This window comes from Rhodanobacter sp. Soil_C_14 (assembly GCF_057657335.1).
In genome coordinates this window covers 1,030,937-1,052,499 of sequence record NZ_JBDGIQ010000001.1, presented here as the reverse complement: position 1 = coordinate 1,052,499, position 21,563 = coordinate 1,030,937, and the positions used below count along the sequence as shown (strand labels likewise).

General features: G+C 66.6%; 13 protein-coding genes. 7 read left to right on the top strand and 6 right to left on the bottom strand.

Features of this window, described 5'->3' with window-relative positions:
* The first annotated feature begins 110 nt into the window (after window positions 1-110).
* A complete protein-coding gene (gene glmS, locus AC3A56_RS04785; protein WP_056766718.1) occupies window positions 111-1,940 on the top strand; it encodes a glutamine--fructose-6-phosphate transaminase (isomerizing) in 1,830 nt (609 codons plus the stop codon).
* Window positions 1,941-2,012: 72 nt separating this feature from the next.
* Here the strand turns inward: glmS and AC3A56_RS04780 are convergent, their stop codons facing one another.
* Both AC3A56_RS04780 and AC3A56_RS04775 read right to left on the bottom strand, forming a co-directional pair.
* On the bottom strand, window positions 2,013-2,786 hold the full coding sequence (locus AC3A56_RS04780; protein ID WP_056766720.1) for an SDR family NAD(P)-dependent oxidoreductase: 774 nt from the start codon (window positions 2,784-2,786) through the stop codon (window positions 2,013-2,015).
* 74 nt (window positions 2,787-2,860) lie between these two features.
* Window positions 2,861-3,751: an SDR family NAD(P)-dependent oxidoreductase gene (locus AC3A56_RS04775; RefSeq protein ID WP_487769515.1), complete on the bottom strand. Its 891-nt coding sequence runs from the start codon at window positions 3,749-3,751 to the stop codon at window positions 2,861-2,863.
* 250 nt (window positions 3,752-4,001) lie between these two features.
* Here AC3A56_RS04775 and AC3A56_RS04770 point away from each other — a divergent pair, with 250 nt between their 5' ends.
* From AC3A56_RS04770 to AC3A56_RS04760, 3 genes are all read left to right on the top strand, one after another.
* Window positions 4,002-6,197, top strand: a complete 2,196-nt coding sequence (locus AC3A56_RS04770) for a TonB-dependent receptor (protein ID WP_487769514.1) — start codon at window positions 4,002-4,004, stop codon at window positions 6,195-6,197.
* A gap of 67 nt (window positions 6,198-6,264) precedes the next feature.
* Window positions 6,265-7,869, top strand: a complete 1,605-nt coding sequence (locus tag AC3A56_RS04765; RefSeq protein WP_487769513.1) for an AMP-binding protein — start codon at window positions 6,265-6,267, stop codon at window positions 7,867-7,869.
* A 120-nt stretch (window positions 7,870-7,989) separates the two neighbouring features.
* Complete coding sequence (locus tag AC3A56_RS04760; RefSeq protein ID WP_200946191.1) at window positions 7,990-8,598, top strand: TetR/AcrR family transcriptional regulator; 609 nt, start codon at window positions 7,990-7,992, stop codon at window positions 8,596-8,598.
* 83 nt (window positions 8,599-8,681) lie between these two features.
* Here AC3A56_RS04760 and AC3A56_RS04755 read toward each other — a convergent pair whose 3' ends face one another.
* The 4 genes from AC3A56_RS04755 to AC3A56_RS04740 form a co-directional block, all read right to left on the bottom strand.
* Window positions 8,682-10,280, bottom strand: coding sequence for a carboxylesterase/lipase family protein (locus tag AC3A56_RS04755; protein WP_487769512.1), 1,599 nt, complete (start codon window positions 10,278-10,280; stop codon window positions 8,682-8,684).
* Window positions 10,281-10,363: 83 nt separating this feature from the next.
* Entirely contained in the window at window positions 10,364-11,683 is a 1,320-nt protein-coding gene (locus AC3A56_RS04750; protein ID WP_487769632.1) for a spinster family MFS transporter, read from the bottom strand.
* A 433-nt stretch (window positions 11,684-12,116) separates the two neighbouring features.
* Window positions 12,117-14,636 (bottom strand): TonB-dependent receptor, encoded by a 2,520-nt coding sequence (locus AC3A56_RS04745; RefSeq protein ID WP_487769511.1) that lies wholly within the window; start codon window positions 14,634-14,636, stop codon window positions 12,117-12,119.
* A gap of 77 nt (window positions 14,637-14,713) precedes the next feature.
* The gene (locus AC3A56_RS04740) at window positions 14,714-16,732 is read right to left on the bottom strand and encodes a tetratricopeptide repeat-containing sulfotransferase family protein (RefSeq protein WP_487769510.1); all 2,019 of its coding nucleotides are present in this window, start codon (window positions 16,730-16,732) and stop codon (window positions 14,714-14,716) included.
* A gap of 280 nt (window positions 16,733-17,012) precedes the next feature.
* Between AC3A56_RS04740 and AC3A56_RS04735 the strand changes: the two genes are divergently transcribed.
* The 3 genes from AC3A56_RS04735 to AC3A56_RS04725 are packed head-to-tail and all read left to right on the top strand — an operon-like array spanning window position 17,013 to window position 21,505.
* Entirely contained in the window at window positions 17,013-18,083 is a 1,071-nt protein-coding gene (locus AC3A56_RS04735) for an aromatic ring-hydroxylating oxygenase subunit alpha (protein ID WP_487769509.1), read from the top strand.
* Between the two features lie 12 nt (window positions 18,084-18,095).
* Window positions 18,096-19,445, top strand: a complete 1,350-nt coding sequence (locus AC3A56_RS04730) for an amino acid permease (protein WP_487769508.1) — start codon at window positions 18,096-18,098, stop codon at window positions 19,443-19,445.
* A 5-nt stretch (window positions 19,446-19,450) separates the two neighbouring features.
* The gene (locus AC3A56_RS04725) at window positions 19,451-21,505 is read left to right on the top strand and encodes an oxidoreductase (RefSeq protein WP_487769507.1); all 2,055 of its coding nucleotides are present in this window, start codon (window positions 19,451-19,453) and stop codon (window positions 21,503-21,505) included.
* Window positions 21,506-21,563: the final 58 nt, after the last annotated feature.

Genomic DNA, 21,563 nt, shown 5'->3' with positions numbered 1-21,563 from the left:
GGCCATCGCCGGACGCACCCGGTTCGGGCAGCGAACAGTCATGAATGAACGGGCATAATCGCCCGTCCATGCAGGGCCGGAGGCCCTGCTTCTCCAAGGAAATCCGAACGATGTGTGGAATTGTTGCTGCCGTTGCCCAGCGTGATGTCGCGCCGCTGCTGATCGCCGGCCTGAAGGCGCTCGAATACCGGGGTTACGACTCGTCCGGCGTGGCCGTGATCGATCGTGGCGAGATCCGCCGGGCGCGTGCCAAGGGCAAGGTGCGCGAAATGGAGGCGCTGTACCTCGCCGATCCGCTGCCCGGCGGCACCGGCATCGCGCATACGCGCTGGGCCACCCACGGCGTGCCCAGCGAGGCGAACGCGCATCCGCACATGGCCGGGCGCATCTCCATCGTGCACAACGGCATCATCGAGAACTACGCGGGCCTGCGCGCCGAGTTGCAGGCGGAGGGCCACGTATTCACCTCGGAAACGGACACCGAAGTGATGGCGGCGCTGATCGACCGGCGCTACACGGCGGGCGTGAGCCTGCGCGAGGCGGTGCTGGCCACGGTGCGCGAACTGGAAGGTGCCTATGCCATCGCCGTGCTCAGCAGTGACGAGCCCGATCGCGTGGTCGGCGCGCGCCGCGGCGCGCCGCTGCTGGTTGGCCTCGGCATCGGCGAGAACTTCCTGGGCTCCGACGCGCAGGCGCTGATCCAGGTCACCAACAAGATGCTCTACCTCGACGAGGATGACGTGGTCGAGATCACCCGCGACGGCGTGCAGGTGTTCGGCCTGGACGGCACGCCGGTGCAGCGGGACATGCACGAGAGCGAGCTGTCCAGGGACGCGGTCGAGCGCGGCGAATACCGCCACTACATGCAGAAGGAAATCTTCGAGCAGCCGCGCGCGGTGGCCGACACGCTGGAGGCGCGCATCGGCCCGCATGGCGTGCTGCCGAACATCTTCGGGATCGACAGCGACGCGTTGCTGCAAGCTACGCGCGGCGTGCACATCATCGCCTGCGGCACCAGCTATCACGCCGGCCTCGTGGCCAAGTACTGGATCGAGGAATTCGCGCGCCTGCCGGTCAGCGTGGAAGTGGCCAGCGAATTCCGCTATCGCGAGGCGGTGGTGCCGGACGGCACGCTGTTTGTCGCCATCTCGCAGTCCGGCGAAACCGCCGACACGCTGGCCGCGATGCGCGAATCGCGCCGCCGCGGTTATCTGGGCACCCTGGTCATCTGCAATTCGCCCGAATCCTCGCTGGTGCGCGAAGCCGACCTGAAACTGATGACCCGCGCCGGCCCCGAGATCGGCGTGGCCTCGACCAAGGCGTTCACCACCCAGCTGGCCGGGCTGGCCCTGCTGGCGCTGGAACTGGCGCGTCGCAATGGCCTGGCCGAGGATCGCTACGCCGCGCTGTGCACCGAGCTGCAGCATCTTCCGCGCGCGATCGAGGATGCGCTGAAGCTGGAGCCGGCGATCATCGAGCTGTCGGCCGAATTCATCCACCGCCAGCACGCCCTGTTCCTGGGTCGCGGCGCGCAATATCCGGTCGCGCTGGAAGGCGCACTGAAGCTCAAGGAAATCTCCTACATCCACGCCGAAGCCTATCCCGCGGGCGAGCTCAAGCACGGGCCGCTGGCCCTGGTCGACGAGCATATGCCGATCGTGGCCGTGGCGCCGAACGGCCCGCTGCTGGACAAGCTGAAGTCCAACCTGCAGGAAGTGCGTGCCCGCGGCGGTCGCCTGATCGTGTTCGCCGACGGTGCTGCCGGCATGGACGACATGGCCGCCCACGGCACGATGCTGCGCGTGGAATCCGGCGGCAGCTTCATCGCACCGGCGGTGTTCACCGTGCCGCTGCAACTGCTGGCCTATCACGTCGCCGTGCTGCGCGGCACCGACGTCGACCAGCCGCGCAACCTGGCCAAGTCGGTCACTGTGGAATGATGCGCCGGTCGCCCCGGGTGACTGGGGCCGCCGAATAATGGGGAGCCCGGGCACCGCATATCGCAGGTGACTTCAGTAGAGCCGTGTGGCGCTGCCGCCGTCGATGGTGAGCACGGTTCCGCTGACGTAGCTCGCGCTCCCGGAGCACAGCCAGAGGATCGCGTTCGCGGTTTCTTCGGCCTTGCCCAAACGGTTCATGCCCGAATGACGGGCGACAAGCGCCTTGTACCGCTCTGCTGCGCCGGGCCGGTCGGGATTGACCATCTCGCTCGCCGTGAAGCCGGGCGCGACCGCGTTGATGCGAATGCCCATCTGCCCATAGTCGGCCGCCGCGGACCGGGTGAGGCCGACGACGCCGAACTTGCTGGTCGAGTAGGGCGCATGGCCGATGTCGCTCGGCTTGCAGCCGTAGATCGAAGCGACATTGACGATGGCGCCGCCCCCGTTCGCCAGCATGGTGCGTATTTCATGCTTCATGCAGAGCCACACGCCCTTCAGGTTGACGCCCATGACCTCGTCCCATTCTGCCTCGGTCACTTCGGCTGCCGGCGTGAACCTGGGCCCGGCGATTCCCGCGTTGTTGACGGCACAGTCCAGACGGCCAAACCTCTCCACCGTCTCGTTGACCATGCGCTCGACGTCCGCCGCGCAGCTGACGTCGGCACGGACAAAATGCGCCTCGCCACCCAGGGCGATGATCTGTTGCGCGACCTGAGTGCCTTGCTCCGTGCGCCGGGCGGCGATGACGACCTTCGCACCCTCCTGCGCGAATTTCCGGGCGGTCGCCTCACCCAGGCCGGAGCTTGCGCCCGTCACCAGCGCGACCTTGCCTGCAAACGTGTTCATCAGTGTGCCCCGCGTTTCGCCTTCGAACGGTCAGGGGGAAAGGATCGGCGGAAGGCCGAGATCGTCCGGCTGCCTCAGGCCCCGGTCGCCTCGGTGGGGACGTAGCCGGCCTTGCGCAATTCGTGACGACTCTGATCGAAACCCTGCTCGGGAATGAATTCTCCGTTCCTGTCCGCAACCTGCGCCCATTGCGCGAGCAGGTTCTCGGCAGAAAGCGTCGCGCCCGCAAGGTGGATCCCCTGGGTCAGGCTGATATTCGCCAGCTCGAAGCCGCCAGCGCCGGCGCAGACGATGGCCCGCGTCGGCGCGGCTTCGGACACCAGCGCAAGCACGGCCGGGCTGACCAGCTCGGGTCGTAGCAAGGCCAGTTGTTCCTCCGGCAGGATGCCTTCCATCATCCGGGTGGCCGCGGTCGGCGCAACGCAATTGACCCGGATGCCGTGCTTGACTCCCTCGAGTGCAAGCGTCTGCATCAACCCGACCAGGCCCATCTTCGCGGCGGCGTAGTTCGCCTGTCCGAAATTGCCATACAGGCCCGAAGACGAGGTGGTCATCACGATGCGCCCGTAGCCCTGGGTCCGCATCGTCTCCCAGACCGCCTTGCTGCAATGCGCGGCTCCCATCAGGTGGACTTCGACCGCCAGGCGGAAATCGTCGAGGCTCATCTTCGCGAACGACTTGTCGCGCAGGATTCCCGCGTTGTTGACCAGGATGTCGACGCGTCCCCAGGTGGCCAGCGCCGTTTCCACCATCTGTTGAACGAAGGCGACATCGGTGACCGAGCCTTCGGCGGAATACGCTTCCCCGCCATTCTCGTTGATCTCCCGGGCCACCGCCGCGCCGCCGGCGCCCAGGTCGTTGACCACGACGCGGGCGCCGTGCCTGGCGAGCAGCAGCGCATGGGAGCGGCCGAGGCCGCCGCCTGCGCCGGTCACGATCGCCACGCGCCCTTTCAGATCAATCATTGGAGCCTCCTGTTGCCCTGCTGACGGGCGCTCTGGCCAGAATTCGGGTCCGGCGACACTCGCCGGAGGAGGGCGCCGAACGCCACCCTAGCACCCCGAAAAGCCCTGGTAAAGATATTCACTATAAACTTAGTTAGTATTGACTATGGATCAAAAACAGCGCCAAATTGCGCTCGGGGATGTGCTGATCCATGACGGCGCCATCAAAGTCGCCGACTTACCACGCAAGCCGATCAATGGGAGGGGAGAGATGAAGATCAATTCCGGAAAGAGCCGCGCACGCTGGTTGGGGCTCGCGCTCCTGACCTTGCCGTGGTGCGGGGCGATGGCGCAAGCCACGGCGGCATCATCCGATACGGGGTCCGACCAGGCCCCATCGAAAGCCAAGGACAAGGCCACGACGCTGAAAACGGTCACCGTTTCGGCGGAGCGGCGAGATGAATCCCTGCAGACCACGCCGATCGCGGCGACGGTGCTGACCGGCGACGACTTGCTCAATCGCGGCGTGAACGTGGTTGACCAGCTCCAGTTCACCAGCCCTTCGGCCACCGTGAACAATTTCGGCCAGGGCATCGATTTCGACATCCGCGGGATCGGCAAGGCGGAGCACAACACGCAGACCGGCACGGGCGTCATTGTCTACCGCGACGGCGTGCCGACATTCCCCGGCTACTTCGCCGAGGAGCCGTACTACGACATTGCCTCGGTGCAGATCCTGCGCGGTCCGCAAGGTACGTTCGGCGGCCAGAACGCGGTCGGCGGCGCGGTGCTGGTCAGCTCGAACGACCCGGTCATCAATGGCGGTTACCAGGGCTACGTGTCGGGCCAGGCCGGCAACTACAGCGACGTGGCCCTGCAGGGCGCCGTGAACCTGCCCATCAGCAACACGTTCGCGGCGCGCGTCGCGGTCAACAGCGACAACCGGAGCAGCTTCTGGAACATCTCCGGCCCGTACAGCGGATCCGACGCCCGTTTGCGCTCGCGCAGTGCCCGCGTCGGCCTGCTCTGGAAGCCCAGTGACAGCTTCTCGGCCCTGCTCAAGACCGACTACAACCATATCGACATGGGCGCCTATCCGGCCGATCCGGTGAACTCGCCCAACGACCCGTTCAACATCACGGCCAACGCTCCGCTGAAGGCGCTGGATCAATTTTCGCGCACGGTGCTGAAGATCGATTACCAGTTCGCCAACGGGGTGAAATTCCGGGCGACCTCCGGTTATCAGCATGGCAGCACGGCGTACAAGGCCGACCTGGATGGCACCGAACTGGGCAACAGCACGTTCCGGGACCTGGTGTACGAAACCATCTATTCCCAGGAACTCAATCTGATTTCGCCCGACAGCGGCCCGCTGACCTGGGTACTCGGCGCCTACTGGCAGAAGGACACCTACACGTTCCCCCCCGGCCAATTCCTGATCGGCGTGCCGGAAGGCTTCCCGGCCACCGAGTACGCGCTGCAGGGAACCAATCCCAAGAAGAACACCGCGGTGTTTGGCCAGGTCGGATACCAGCTCACCGACGGGCTCAAGCTCACGGTTGGCGGGCGCTATTCGAAGGACCGCACGACCAACCACGTGACCGTTGTCCAGTACGGTCTGCCGCTGATCGATGACCAGTCCGCCCGATACTCGAACTTCTCCGGCAAGGTGTCGCTGGACTGGACGCTCAGCGAAAGAAACTTCCTCTATGCCTTTGCCGCCAGCGGCTACCGCCCGGGCGGTCTGAATGTGCCGGTGGGCCTCGGCTTGCCCGATCCGTTCAAGGCCGAGACGGTGACCAGCCTGGAAGCCGGCTGGAAGGCGGCCTGGCTGGACGATCACCTGCGCACCCAGGTCAATGTGTTCCACAACGACTACAAGAATTTCCAGGTGACCATCGGCTACCCGGACTTTCCCACCTTCGGCATCGAGCTCAATACGCCCCATCCCACCAGGATCTACGGGTTTGAAGCACAGCTCCAGGCGGCCTTCGGCGATTGGTCGGTGTACGGCAATCTCGGCTGGCTGCACAGCGACGTGGGCGAGTTCTACGCCACCGACCCCAGGCTTCCCTCGGTCGCGTTCTGCGATCCGGCCAGCGGCCCGCAAAGCGCCACTTGCCGCAACCTGGGCGGAACCGAGCAAACCTATGCGCCGAAGCTGACGTTTAACACGGGTCTGCAGCGGACCATCCATGTCGGCAGCGACACGATCACCCCCCGCATCAACTACGCGCACATTGCGGGGCAGTGGGCCACCTTGTTCGAGAACGAGGCGCTCGGCGACCGCATCGGAAGCCGCAACCTGCTCGGTGCCCAGATCGACTGGTCGCACGGCAGCTGGCTGACAACCCTGTACGGCTCGAACCTGACCAACCAGCACTACATCGGCGCCATCAATTCGGGGCTTCGGTTTGCCGGGTTCCCGCGTCAATACGGCATACGGGCCACGTACTTCTTCCAATGATCGCGCAGCGGCCTCGCCGTGTTGCCGTGCGGCGACACGGCGAGGCCGCGCAAGGTGTCTCTTCCGCATGCCATCCTATTCTCTGACCGTCGACAAATTTCTGGAGCACGCCGCCAAATGGTGGGGGCAGCGCGAAGTCGTGTCTGCACAGGCCGGCGGTACGGACCGCATCGGTTATGCCGCACTGAGAGACCGCAGCAACCGTCTTTCAGGCGCCTTGCGCTCGCTGGGCCTGCATCCCGGTGATCGCGTCGGCACCCTCGGCTGGAATACCCGGCACCATTTCGAGATGTATTACGCGACCATGGGAGCGGGCTTCGTCTGCCATACGCTGAATCCGCGCTACACCGTCGAGCACCTGGCCGCGATCATCAACGAGGCAGGGGATCGTGCGCTCGCCGTGACGTCGAGCCTGGCCACCTTCCTGGATGCGCTGCTGCCGCTTTGTCCCACGATCGAGCATGTGGTGGTCATGGACGGCGAGCTTCCCGGCGATTCTTCCGCTCAGGAATGGACGGCCAGATCATGGCTTCTTGAAACGCTGCTCGACCAGCGTGGTACGCCGGTCGCATGGGGCGAGTTTGACGAAGAGGTGCCCGCCGGGCTTTGCTACACCTCCGGCACGACCGGGCCACCCAAGGGCGTGCTCTACACCCATCGTGGCAACTACCTGCACACGCTGCGGGTACTCCAGGCCGATGCCATCGCACTGACCGACCGCGACGTGGTGCTGGCAGCGGTTCCCATGTTCCATGCCAATGGGTGGGGTCTGCCTTTCGCCGTACCTGCGGTGGGCGCGAAGCTCGTGCTGCCGGGCCGGCATGCGGACGGCGCCAGCCTGGCCGCACTGTTGCGCGATGAAAAGGTTACCGTCGCCGTCGGTGTCCATACGCTCTGGCTGGGCGTGATCGATCATCTCGATGCCGTCGGAGGCGAACTGCCCGACCTCGAACGCATCCTCATCGGCGGCTCGAGTTGTCCGGAGACGCTGATCCGACGAATGGAGGAGCGACTCGGTGTCCGGATACAGACCAGTTGGGGCATGACCGAGTTGTACCCCACCGGCACCATGGCTTCGCCCGCCCGTCGGTCACTCGGAAACCAGACTTCCGGCCGCCCCGTGATGGGTGTCGACATCAGGCTGACGGATGCCGATGGAAAGACGCTGTCCCGCCAGCGCGGCATGACCGGGCACCTCAGGATCAAGGGCGCCAGCGTCATCGATCGCTACTACAGGAGCGATGTGGATGTGCTCGATGACGATGGCTACTTCGAGACCGGCGACCTGGCCAGCATCGATGAAGACGGAAATCTCGCCATTCGCGGGCGGTCGAAGGATCTGATCAAGTCCGGTGGTGAATGGATCAACCCGTCGGAAATCGAGGACATCGTGGGTCAGCACGCGGCTGTCAGTCTGGTGGCGGTCATCGGCAGGGCCGACGAAAAATGGGGCGAGCGTCCGGTGCTCGTGGTCGAGCCGCGCGGGGGAATGGCGCTTGAAGCCGCTGAGCTGCTCGCCTGGTTGAAGGGCAAGGTCGCGGATTGGTGGATCCCCGATCAGGTCGAACTCGTCAGTGCGATGCCGCTGGCGGCTACCGGCAAAATCGACAAGCTGCGGCTTCGTTCGACGTTCGGCGGCATCGACCTGGATGACGAGAACCCGGATTGTTGACGCCCCGCGGCAGCGGTGCATAGACTGATCAACGCTCTTCAAAGTGGTTGCCGTATCGAGATGCCAAGGGAAACCAAAAAGCGCGCTCCTCGCCGGAAGGCCGAGCAGCGCGCCGAGAGCATGGAGCAGATCCTCGACGCTGCAGAGTTCCTGTTTTCCAGGAACGGACTGTATGGCGTCACCTTGAGCGATGTCGCCAAACGCGTCGGCATCCACACGACACTCGTCCACTACTACTTCCAGGACAAGCAGACCTTGTTCGAGGCGGTATTTGCCCGGCGCGCCGGCGTCACCAGCAGCCGCCGCATGACGGCGCTGGAAGAATACGAGGCAGAGGCCGGAGACTCGCCCACCGTCGAGGGCGCGCTTCACGCCTTTCTCGACACCGATCTCGACCTCTACTACGAGGGAGGCGAGCACTGGATGAACTACGGGGCCTTCAGCGCGCGAGTCAGCAACACGCCCGAAGGGGCCGCGCTGATGGATGTCCATTTTGATCCGGTGGTGCTCAAGCTGGTGGGTATCCTGAAGCGTGCGCTGCCCGACTATTCGGCGGAGGACATCTTCTGGGGCTACCACTTCGTGACCGGTGCCCTGATGAACACGCTCGCCCGCACCGGCCGCATCGATCGGTTATCTGGTGGGGTCTGTCGCTCGGATGACTTCCCGGCCGTCAAGCAACGGATTACCCGGTTCATGGCGGCCGGGTTTCTCGCGTTGGGACACTGAGCAAGTCGCGGCGCGCAGATCGAACTGGGCGCCACACCTCTTCATGTTGTTTCCGGAGCTTCCTGCCGTGGGGCGCAGGCCGTTCAGCGTGGCGCGCACTTGGCGTCAACGGCGGGCAGTGGCGGCGCCACGATGCCCACGTTCCAGTTCCACGGCTGATCGCCGCTGGCCCGGCGCCGACAGACGACCTCGTTGACCAGCTGGTACATGCCCGGCAGCAGATCCTTCGAGGGCTGCGGGCCATCGGTGAACGCCATGTAGGCCCGGTTCGAGCCGAATGCCGGCCACTCGGGTTCTCCCCTGGCCATCGGCTTTCCCGTGCGCGCGAAGCTGGTCCAGTAACCGGCCATCGCATCGGAAAGCCTGCGTTGCGGCAGCGTCTCGGGCACCTTCGGCCACCGTGGCGGGGTGCCGTCGAAATTGCCGAACACGTAAGGCAGTTCGCTGGCATGGAAGCCATGCAGGTGGGCGGCATCGGCTGCCGGATAGCCATGATCGAAGTAGTAGAGATAGCCCGGCTGGCCAAACTTCGTCTGCGCCCGCACCAGTTTCTCCGCGGTCCACCCGTACAGCGCGTCCCTGGTCGTGGCGAGGATGCTCTCTTCCAGGTTGTCACCGGGATACAGGCGCAGGAAGTCATCCGCAAGATCGCCGTAGCGCTCACGGATGCTGCGCTCGTACTCCGCGGCGCTGGCTGGCGGAGGCGGCGCCAGGACCCGCAGCGAACGGATTTCACCGCTGTTGAAGCCGGCCAGCAGCGGGACTCGCGCCTGTTCGCCCTTCTCGAAAATGTCGACCAGCTGATCCGGTACCAGGTGGCCGTCGACAGTCACCCACGGCGCGAATCCGGCCGCCGCCGCGGCTTCGGTCAGCTTGCCCGCGTCCATGGCGCGCAGTGCGGCAAGATCAGGCGCATGCAGCGCGGCGGCCAGTCTGGTGCCGCCTTCTTCCGCAGCCGGCATGCCGTGGCTGTTCCTTTTCAGCTCCGGCATGGAGATCATGTACGCGCTTTCCGCGATGGCTTTCGCGAACAGGCCGCGCGCCTGCGGCGAAGCCATGAGATACATGACGCTCAAGCCGCCCGCGGATTCGCCCGCGATCGTGACGTTCGCGGAATCGCCGCCGAAGGCGCCGATGTTCTCCTTGACCCAGCGCAGCGCGGCAATCTGGTCGAGCAGGCCGTAGTTGCCGGAAACGCCGAGCGGAGACTCGGCGCTCAGCGCCGGAAGCGCGAGCCAGCCGAGCGGCCCCAGGCGGTAATTGATGGAGACCACGATGATGCCGCGCTCGGCCAGACGTGCCCCGTCGTAAAGCGGGTCGCGGTTCGAGCCGCCCCACAAGGCGCCACCGTAGATCCAGACAAACACGGGCGCGTTCCGCGTGTCCCTGGGTGCCCAGACGTTCAGCGTCAGGCAGTCCTCGCTCATCGGAACCGGCTTGCCTTCGTAGATGTTCGAGAGTTTGGGCTTGGGCTGCAGGCAGGCGGCGCCGAACTCCGTGGCTTCCCGGATGCCCGACCACGTCGGCATCGCCACCGGTGCCTTCCAGCGCAGCGCGCCGACCGGTGGCGCGGCATACGGTATGCCCTTGAACACGTTCAGCGCGCCGGCAGCCAGTCCCTGCACGCGGCCGGTGGAGGTGTCCACCACGGGCGCGGACTGGGTCTTCGAGGTGGACGACATGGCGGGACCTTCGTGCGAATAAGACGGAGCCAGGCAGGCAATGCAAACGATCAGGACGCCCAGGGCGCCCGTGCGTAGCGGCATCACGACATGATTCCTCCGTTCTTGATGGCACGATCCTGGCGACGCAGCACCCGCGCCAGAAACAGAAACAGCACGATGGCAACGATGTAGAAAGGTATCAGCAGGTACAGGGCGGTCTGCAACGAATGCATCGGGTCGCTGGCGTGGAAGTAGTCGCTGAGCAATCCCACGTAGGTCGGGCCCAGGCCCAGGCCGATGAAGTTCATGACCAGCAGCAGCAATGCGCCCGACATGACGCGCTGGTCCGGACGGACTTCCTGCTGGACCAGCGTCACCGACGCGGTGAGATAGAAGTAGTTGAGAAACGCCACGCCGAGCAGGAACCAGAGCGATAGCGCCCATCCAGGCGCCCATACGAAGCCCACGTAAAGCGGCAGGGCGACCACCAGGGAGATGGCGGGGAGCAGGCCATAGGCGGTCCGGCTGCGTCGGGTGAAGTGATCCAGCATCCTCCCGGAGACCATCATGCCCCCGCCCATCCCGATGGCGATGACCAGCGCGTAGTACACCGCGACCTCATCCAGGGTCATGCCTTTCTCGCGCATCAGGAACAGGGTGGTGAAGTTGCCCATGCCATAGGTGATCATCTGCGTCGCGGCGCTTCCGAACGCGGCAAGCATCAGCGCGGGATGCGAAACGAACATCTTCAGGGTCTCGATGAATCCCGATGGGCGGATGTCGCCCGGGCGGACGTCGTCCAGGCCTCCCTTTCGCGGTTCGCGTACCGCGAGGCTGAGGACGCCCGCCGTCAACACGCCCACGCCGCCGAGAACGATGAACGCATATCGCCAGCCGAACACGACCGCGATGGATGCGCCAAACGCCACGCCCAGGGCAGCGCCGATCGGCGGACCGAGGTTGTATATGCCCAGTGCCCGGCCACGCCAGCCAGGCGGGAAGTAGTCGGAAATGATTGCGTAGGACGGCGGGACGCCGCCGGCCTCCCCGAAGCCGGTCGTCATGCGTGCAATGGCCAGCTCGGGATAGGTGCGGGCCAGGCCACACGCCATGGTGGCGGCGCTCCAGACGGCGCAAGCCAGCGACAACACCCTGACGCGATTCGTCTTGTCGGCCAGCCAGCCGATCGGGATCGAAATGAACGTGTAGAACAACGCGAAGTAGAGGCCGCCGATCAGCCCCAGCTGGCCGTCGGAAAGATCCAGCGCGTCCTGGATGGGCTTGGCGAGGATGGCCAGCAGTTGCCGGTCCAGAAAATTCAGGACGTACACGAAACACAGGACGCCCAGCGCGAGCCAGGCCCGCACGCCGGGCATGGTCGATGCCTGGGAAACCGGAATCGCGGACTCGTTACCGTGCATGATCGTCACGGGCGCCGTCGTGCGCGAGAATTCGCAGCCGCCGGATACCCCCGGGCGGCAATGCATGCCGGCATGGATGCCGGGGGAACCGCCAAAGACGAAGTTTCGCTCGCACGGACTCACCTCACTGAAGGAGTTCCAGTTTCCCCGGACTTGCCGAACTACCCGCTCTGCCTGACTCGAATCGTGCGTCCGGCACGCCTTCCCGTTCCGCCCCTGCAGCCACCTTTTACGCGTGGTGCCGGGAAAGGCCCTTGCCGTTGCATCATGCGGGCAAATTCACCACTCGTCAATATTAACTATCATGAGTGTGAATATTATTTGGCGATCGCCTGACCCCTGATGGACCAGCGGACTCGATCCGGCGTCACATCGCGCGCACGACGACACGCCGCCGCCCCATTCGTGCGGGGCAGCGGCGTGTCGCGGACGACTAGAACTCCTGCTTGAAGCGGATGCCGATGGTGCGCGGCAGGCTGTAGCCGGTGTAGACCTGACCGTTCGGGTATGGCGCCACCACGCCGTGCGCGCCGCAGACGTCGACGCCGCACTCGGTGTACTTGTATTGCGCCGAGCGCTTGTCGAACGCGTTGTTGATGTAGACGTCGGCCGACCAGCTGCCTTTCTGCACGCCGGCGGACAGGTCCAGCGTGGTGTAGGCGGGCAGGTCGCCGAGCAGCGCGCGCTCGCTCAGGCGCAGGTCGGTGGTGCGCTTGCCGACGTGGACCAGTGCCGCCTGCACGAACGCGTCGCTGTCACCGATGTTGAAGCTGTAGTGCGCGATCAGGTTGCCCTTGAACTTCGGCGTGATCGGCAGCTGGGTGCCCCTGGGCGCCAGCGGCCCGGACACCACGCTGCCGTCCTGCGGGTTGAGCGAGCCGGGCGGGCAGTCGGTGATCGGGCGCCCGCTGGCGTCGGTGAAGCCGCAGTAGTTGGCGGTCAGCCGCGCGCGATACAGCGCCCAGCCGGCGGTCAGTTGCAGGTTGTAGGTGGCCTGCCAGTTCAGTTGCGATTCGAGGCCGTCGATGCGGGCGGAGTTGGCGTTCTTGATTTCGGTGAGGCCGTTCGCGCCGAGGATCGGGAACTGGAAGTCGTTCCAGGTTTCGCGGAACACCGCGCCGTTGAAGGACACCCGGTTGTTCAGCCATGATGTCTTCCAGCCCAGCTCCTGGTTGATCAGGAAGTCGGCGTGGTACGGCAGCAAGGTGCCGCGCCGGTTGACGCCGCCGGGGCGGAAGCCCTCGGAGCGGGTGGCGTAGATCATCTTGGTGTCGCTGATGTTCCAGGTCAGGTTGAACTTGGTGAGGTTGCCGCTCTCCTTCACCTTCTTGTTGAAGTCCAGGCACGGCGCGCCCATGAACGGCTCGGGCGACACGCAGGCGGCTTCGCCCTGGCTGGAGGAGAAACCCGCGCCGTAGCCGAAATAGCCGTACAGCTGGTTGCTGGTGCGGTAGTAGCGTTCGCCGAAGGTGCCGGTGAGCACGTCGGGGATGAAATCCCACGACAGTTCGCCGAACAGCGCCTCGTCGCGGTCGTAGCGCATCTGCCGGGTCAGCCAGATGGTGTCGCTCCAGCCGCTGACGGAGAGCGCGTCGGCCAGGCCGTCGACCTGGTAGTTCTGCATGATGTCGTGCTTCTGCTTCTGCCAGAACGCGCCGGCGACCAGGCGCAGGCGATCGTCCGCCGGCGAGACCAGGCGCAGCTCGTGGCTGCTGTTGGTGTAGCCGTCGCGATCGCTGATGTGTTGCGACGGATTGATCAGCGCGCCGCTGTTGTCGTAGAAATACGCGCCGGAACCGTACAGCGCGTCGTACCAGAAGCCGTAGTCGCTGTAGTCGGTCTGCTCCTCCTGGTTGCGCTTGAGGTGCGCGTAGGCATAGGTCAGATCGAAGTTGCCGATCTTGCCCTGCACGGTCAGCGCGCCCTGCCACCAGCGATCGTTGACGCGTTCGGGATAGAAATGCGTGACGGCCAGGTCGCCCACCGCCGGGTCGCTGGCGAAGTTGCCGTGCGAGATGGTCTGCTGCCCCATCAGCATCGGCGTGATCGACCAGTTGTCGTCGAGGTCGACCTTCAGCGCGGCGCGCGCGCCGGTGATGTTGGCGTCGTTGTAGTTGTCTTTTGCATGGCCGACGCACTGGGATGCCGACGAGGGCGCAGTTCCGCTCGCCGTGCAGCCCGGCGCGTTGCTGATGGTGATGCCCGAGGTGGGGAAGGTGCGCGAGCCGGCCTTGTTGTCGATGTAGCCCGCATCGTGCTCGCGCCAGCCGACCAGGCGGATTGCGGCGGTCGAGTTGATCGGCAGGTTGAGCATGCCCTCGGCGGTGTAGCCGATGCCGCCGTGGGCGAGCGTGTCCACGCCCAGGCTGTAGCTGGCCGCGTAACCGCTGGGGTCGGGCTTGTTGGTGATGATGCGCAGGGCGCCGGCCTCGGCGCTGGCGCCGTACAACGTGCCCTGCGGGCCGGCCAGCACTTCGATGCGGGCGATGTCGTACATGTGGATGTCGAGCGGGCCCTGGATCGTCGTCACCGGCTGGTCGTCGAGGTACACGCCCACGCTCGGCTGCGAGCCGGAGTGGTTGGTGTTGCCGCCACTGGTCACGCCGCGCATGTAGATCGAGACGAAGCCGGGGCCGGTGGCGATGCCGCCGCCGCCCTGCTGGAACGTCACGCTGGGCAGGTATTTCACGTAGTCGTCGAAACTCTTCACGTGCAGCGCTTCGAGCTGGTCGGTGGCCAGCACATCCATGCTGATCGGCACCTTCTGCAGGTTCTCCGTGCGTTTCTGCGCGGTCACCGTGACCACGCTGAGCGTGGTGGCTTTCTTTGTCGACGACGTGGTGTCGGGCGGCGTGGACTGCCCGGTGTCCTGCGCCATGGCGGGCGCCGCCATGGCGAGACAGATGGCGGCCGCCAGTGGCAACCGGATCAACGTCGCCCGTCGGGCGTTCATGGCCTGTCTGGAACTGCTTGCATGCATGCGATTTCCCCTCATCCGGTGAACGGCAAACCAACCCAACCCCCAACTTTTCAGATGAACCCTGGCACCTCGGGATAGCTGTCCAGCACCGGCCCGAGTGCCTGTTCCAGCGGCCCCAGCCACGGCGCAAAGTGGCGCCAGTGATCCACGCCCTCGCGATAGATCGGGCGGCGCACCTGCTCCGAACTGGCGGTGTGCACCGGCCGCGGATTTTCGAAGAAGCGCAGGCACGCGTCCTCGAACGGCAGGTCGCAATAGTCGAGCAGACGGCGAACCTCGCCCTCGGTGTCCGCCACCATGTTCTCGTAGAACACGCGGTGGATGCGTCCGGGCAGCACCGCGTCGAAGTGCGCCATCAGGCGGACGTAGTCGCGGTAGTAGCGCCCGATGTCCTCGAGGTCGTAGCTGAAACTCTGCCCGCGCGCGAAGTGCTGCTTAAACGCCGAGAAGCAGCACGCCAGCGGATGCCGGCGCGCGTCGATGATTCTGGCGTTCGGCAGCATCAGCTGGATCAGGCCGACGTGCATGAAGTTGTTCGGCATCTTGTCGATGAACAGCGGTGCCGAGGTCTTGCGATGAATGCGCGTGTGCGCGAGGTAGCGCTCGCCGAGCGCGCGCAGCGCGTCGGAGTCGAGCGCGGCCAGCGCGTCGTGGTAGGGCGTCGCGCCTTCACCCTCGCCCTGCCGGCGCAGGCCGCGGGTGATCGAGGCGACTTCGGGCAGCTCCATCGTGCCCTCGACCTGGCTGTGGCTGGACAGGATCTGCTCGATCAGGGTGGAACCGGCGCGCGGCAGGCCAACGACGAAGATCGGATCGCGCGCCGGGCAGCCCATGCCCGCGCGCGAGCCGAAGAACTCGCCGGTGTAGTGCGCGCAGGCGCGGTCCACCCGCGCGCTGGTCGCGTCCGCGCTGTAGTGCAGTTGCGCGCGGCGGATCGCGTTGCCGCGTGCGTAGTGGGCGAACGAATCCGCGCAGGCATCGGCATCCTCGCGCGCCTTGCCCATCGCGAACTCCAGGTGCAGGCGGTCTTCGTCCGACAGGTCGCTGCGGGCCAGCTGATCGCTCATCGTGGCGAGGTCGCCCGCATTGAAGCGGAAGGTCTTGAGATTGGCCAGGCTCCACCAGACTTCGCCGAACGAGGGCAGGCGCTCCAGGCTGCGCCGGTAGGCGGCGATCGCGCGTTCGCCGAAGCCGGCGGTCTTCAGCGCGTGGCCGTAGCTCATCCACACCCGCGGGTTGTCGGGGTAGCGCTGCACCAGGTCGGCGTAGATCGCGAGGGCCGGCTCGTAATCGCCGATGCGGCACAACACCACCGCCTTGAGGTTGCGATAGGCCGGGTGCTGCGGGTCGTTGGCCAGCAAGCGCTCGATCTGCGCCAGCGCCTGCTCGGGCTGGTTGCTGCGATGCAGGACCATGGCGTAGTGCTGGCGTGCGGCGTCGAAGCCGGGGGCCAGTTCGAGGCAGCGCGCCAGCAGGTTCAGCGCATCCTCGTTGCGGCCCACGCGGGCGGCGACTTCGGCGAACATGCGGATCGCCGCCACGTCGGTGGGCACCTGTTTCAGATGCTCGCGCAGCAGCGCCTCGGCTTGCGGAACGCGGCCTTCGGCGAGCGCCACGGCAGCGCCCATCAGGCGCGGGTCATGGGTGGAGTGCAACACGTGCCGGGCATAGGCGGCGTCCGCCGCGTCCTGCTCGCCGGCTGCCATCAGGTGGTCGCCGAGTTCGCGCCAGGCTTGCGGCAGATCGGGTTGCAGCACGACCGCGCGGCGCAGCGCGGCGATCGCCTCCTCGCCGCGGCCGAGCCGACCCAGCACCACGCCCAGGTCGAGCTGCAGCGCCGCCCAAGCCGGTTGCGAGGGCGCCAAGGGAAGCAGGATGTCGAGCGCGGCCTGGGCGTCGCCTTGGCGCAAGCGCGCGGCGGCCAGCAGTTGCAGCGCCAGCGGATGGGCGCCGACGGCGTGCAGGATTTCTTCGAGTTGTTCCACCGCCAGTGCGGGGTCGCGTTGCAGCAGCCGCTCCGCGTGTGCCAGCGCCTGCTCCAGCGTGCCGCTGGCCGACGCCGCGATCATGCGTCGCCTCGTGCTGGCGACGGGAACGCCCCACGCGGGGCGACGGGCCGGAGTGACGACAGCGGTGCGGCGCCTGACATGGAAGGTAGCGGCCTCTCGCGGGGTTCGCCGCAATCTACAACCGAATCCGGCTGGGAGATAGTGGCGCCGGCCGGCGCGGCGCAGCTGCGGTTGCCGCCGGTTCGACACAAGCGCTAGGCTCAGCCGGACGCCTCCGCCGGGCTGGGCGGGTCGCATCGGCCGGGTTGTTCGCGGCCATCCAACCGGGGGACAGCAATCCATGCACACCGACACCGTCGTCGAACCGCTCGACCGGGCACACGCCTTGCCGGCGCGCTACTACGCGGGGGAGGCGATGCTGGCGATGGAGCAGCGCGCGGTGTTCGCACGCAGTTGGCAACTGGTGGCCCATCGGGAGCAGCTGGCCGAGCCGGGCGATCACGTGGTTGATCAGGTCGGCGGCGTGCCCCTGCTGCTGGTGCGCGGCCAGGATGGCGTGCTGCGGGCCTTTCCCAATGTCTGTCGCCACCGCGCCGGCCCGCTGGCGCTGTGCGACGGCAAGGGCGCGCGGGCGCTGCACTGCAAGTACCACGGCTGGACCTACACGCTGGAAGGCCAGCTGCGCAGCGCGCCGGAGATGCAGGACGCCGCCGACTTCCGCGTGGAGGACATCCGCCTGCCGCCGCTGCGCGTGCACGAATGGCAGGGGCTGGTGTTCGTGGCGCTGGACGCTGCCGTGCCGCCGTTCGAGGAGGTCTATGCCGGCATCGCCGAACGCATCGCGCCGATCGACCTGGCGGCGATGCGCTACCTGCGCCGCGACACCTACGACATCGACTGCAACTGGAAGGTCTACGTCGACAACTACCTCGAGGGCTACCACCTGCCGCACGTGCATCCGGGCCTGTCGAAGGTGCTCGACTACCGCGCCTACGACACCGAGCTGTTCCCCTGGCATTCGCTGCAATCCTCGCCGCTGCGCAACAGCACCGACATCTACGGCGACGGCGAGGCGTTCTACTACTTCATCTATCCCAACGTGATGCTCAACATCATGCCGGGAAGGTTGCAGACCAATCGCATCCTGCCGCTGGGCCCGGGCCGCTGCCGCATCGTGTTCGACTACTACTACGCGCAGGACGCCGCGGCGCAGGCACGCATGGAGGCCGACCGCAGCTTCAGCGACGAAGTGCAGAACGAGGACATCGGCATCTGCGAGGCGGTGCAGCGGGGGCTGGCCTCCGGCGCGTACACGCCCGGCCGGCTCAACCCGAAGCGCGAAAGCGGCGTATGGCATTTCCAGAACCTGTTGCGCGGGGCCTATGCAGGGCCGGCCGGCGAATCTGCATGAGTTCGTCGCCGCATGCGCTGCCACCGAAGCGGACAGGCACGCGTCGAGATGCGTGACCGCAGCCGGATCGGCTTCTGGACCTGCACCACGCTGGTGGTCGGCAACGTGATCGGCATGGGCATCTTCCTGCTGCCCTCGTCGCTGGCGCCGTTCGGTTTCAACGCGCTGATCGGCTGGGGCATCACCCTGTTCGGCTGCCTCACCCTGGCGCGGGTATTCGCGCATCTGTCCGCAGCGCTGCCTGCGGCCGATGGCCCGTACGGCTATGTCCGCGACACGCTGGGCGAGCTGCCGGCCTACATGTCGATGTGGGCGTACTGGGTGTCGCTGTGGCTGACCAACGCGGCGCTGGCCACTGGCGTGGTGGGCTACGTCACCGTGGTGATGCCGGCACTCGGCGTCATTCCGCCGGTGTGGTTCGCGCTGGCGCTGGTGTGGCTGTTCACCCTGGTCAACCTGCTCGGCGTGCGCACCGGCGGCATCGTGCAGATCGTCACCACCACGCTGAAGCTGCTGCCGATGCTGGCGATCGCCGTGCTTGGCGGCTGGGTGTTGCTGAACTCGCCGGGCAGCTATGCGGCCCATCCGCCGACCACCCCGGTGACGCTTGCCGGCGTGATGGCGGCCTCCACCATCGCGTTGTTCGCGATGCTGGGCATCGAATCGGCCAGCATTCCGGCCAGCCGCGTGGACAACCCCGGCCGCACCATTCCGCGCGCCACGATGACGGGCGCGGTGGTGGTCGCGCTGATCTACGTCGTGGTGTCGACCGTGCCGCTGCTGTTGTTGCGGCAGGACGTGCTGGCCAGCGCCAGCGCACCGTTTGCGCTGCTGATGGACACGTTCGGCCACGCCGGATCGGGCCGCTGGCTGGCGCTGTTCGTGGTGATCAGCGGACTCGGCGCCCTGAATGGCTGGACCCTGCTGGCCGGACAACTGACCCGCACCATGGCGGACAACGGCGTGCTGCCACCGTTGCTTGCGCGCAGCAACCGTCATGGCGCGCCGGTTGCGGCCCTGCTGATCACCGCGACGCTAGCCTCGGTGATGGTGTGGATGAGCTACAGCAGTTCGCTGGTGGCGGCATTCACCTTCATCACCCTGGTGGTGACGGCGGCGAACCTGCCCTTGTACCTGGCCTGCGCGCTGGCGCTGGCGGTGCTGTGGCGGCGCGGCGCGCCGGGCTGCAGCGGGCGCGGCGTGCTGCTGGTGGCGGGCATCGGCACGGCGTATGTGGTCTTCGCCTTCGTCGGCATCGGCGGCGGGCCGTTCGTGTATGCGCTGGGCCTGATCGCCGCGGGCCTGCCGCTGTATGTCTTCATGCGGTGGCGGCGCAAGCCGGTCGCTGCCACCGAGGCCTGAGCACCATGCGCGACCCCCGCTACGACATCCTGTTCGAACCGGTGAAAATCGGCCCGGTGACCGCGAAAAACCGCTTCTTCCAGGTGCCGCATTGCAACGGCATGGGCCACGCGATGCCGCTGGCGCACGCGGCGATGCGCGAGGTGAAGGCCGAGGGTGGCTGGGCGGTGGTCTCCACCGAGGAGTGCGAAATCCACCCCAGCGGCGATCTCACGCCGTACGTCGAGGCGCGGCTGTGGGACGACCGCGACATCCCGGCGCTGGCGCTGATGTGCGACAAGGTGCACGCGCACGGCGCGCTGGCCGCCTTGGAACTCACCCATAACGGCCCCACCGCGTCGAACCTGTATTCGCGCGAAGTGCTGATCGCGCCGTCGCACCAGCCGACCAAGTACGGCTACCCGCACCAGGCGCGGGCAATGACGAAGCACGACATCCGCGAATACCGCCGCTGGCATCGCGAAGCAGCCGTCCGCGGCAGGCGCGCGGGCATGGACATCATCTACGTCTACGCCGCGCACGACCTGTCGCTGGCGATGCACTTCCTGCAGCGCCGGCGCAACCAGCGCAGCGATGAGTACGGCGGCTCGCTGGAGAATCGCGTGCGGCTGCTGCGCGAGGTGCTCGAAGACACCAAGGATGCGGTGGGCGACACCTGCGCCGTGGCGCTGCGCTTCGCCACCGAGGAGCTGCTGGGGCCGTGCGGCGTCGAGCTGGCCGAGGCGAAGGAAATCGTCGCCATGCTGGCCGAGCTGCCCGACCTGTGGGACGTGAACGTGGCCGCCTGGTACAACGACTCGGTGCCCTCGCGCTTTGCCGCCGAAGGCGCGCAGGAGCCGTTCATCGACTTCGTGAAGAAGACCACCAGCAAGCCGGTGGTCGGCGTGGGCCGCTTCACCTCGCCCGACACCATGGTCTCGCAACTCAAGCGCGGCGTGCTCGACATGATCGGCTGCGCGCGTCCGTCGATCGCCGATCCGTTCCTGCCGAAGAAGATCGAAGAAGGCCGCAGCGACGACATCCGCGAATGCATCGGCTGCAACATCTGCGTTTCCGGCGACATGACGATCTCGCCGATCCGCTGCACGCAGAACCCGACCATGGGCGAGGAGTGGCGCAAGGGCTGGCACCCGGAGCGCATCGCGCCGAAGCGCTCGGCGGCGCGCGTGCTGGTGGTCGGCGCCGGCCCGGCCGGGCTGGAAGCGGCGCGTGCGCTGGGCCAGCGCGGCTACGAGGTGAGCCTGGCCGAGGCGCGCAAGGAACTCGGCGGCCGCGTCACCCGCGAAGCGCGCCTGCCGGGGCTGGCCGAATGGGCGCGCGTGCGCGACTGGCGCGTCGGCCAGATCCGCAAGCTGGCGAATATAGCCGTCTATCTCGATTCCGTACTCACCGCGCAGGACGTGCTGGACTTCGGCGCCGACCACGTGGTGATCGCCACCGGCTGCCACTGGCGCCGCGACGGCTACGGCCGCAGCCACGGCGCGGCCATCGACGGCTTCGCCGACGGCGCGCGCATCTATACGCCCGACGACCTGATGGATGGCCGTCTGCCCGAAGGTCGCGTGGTGGTGTTCGACGACGACGGTTTCTACTACGCCGGCGTCGCCGCCGAAGCCTTGGCGCTGCGCGGTTGTGAAGTGTCCTGCCTGACCCCGGACGACAGCATCGCACCGTGGAGCCAGCACACGCTGGACTACCGGCATATCCGCAAGCGGATGGCCAAGCTCGGTATCGAGGCGATCGTGTCGCACGACATCACCGGCTACGCCGGCAGCACGCTCGCCATCGAAAACGTGTGGGACCACCAGCGCCGCGAGCTGGCCTGCGACGCTGTCGTCACGGTCACCGCCCGCCTGCCCGACGACGCGCTGTACCAGGAGCTGTTGCGGCGCGAGCCCGAGTGGTCCGCTGCGGGCCTGCAATCACTGCGCTGCATCGGCGACGCCGAGGCGCCGGGCCTGATCGCCCACGCGGTGTATGCGGGGCATCGCTACGCCCGTGAGCTGGAAGAGCCGGCCGCGGTCGGCGTCCCGTTCAAACGCCATTTCCACATCGAGTGACGATCGCCCAGGCTCAGGGGCGCAGCGCGGTCGCCGTCGGGAGTGGCCCCGGGATACC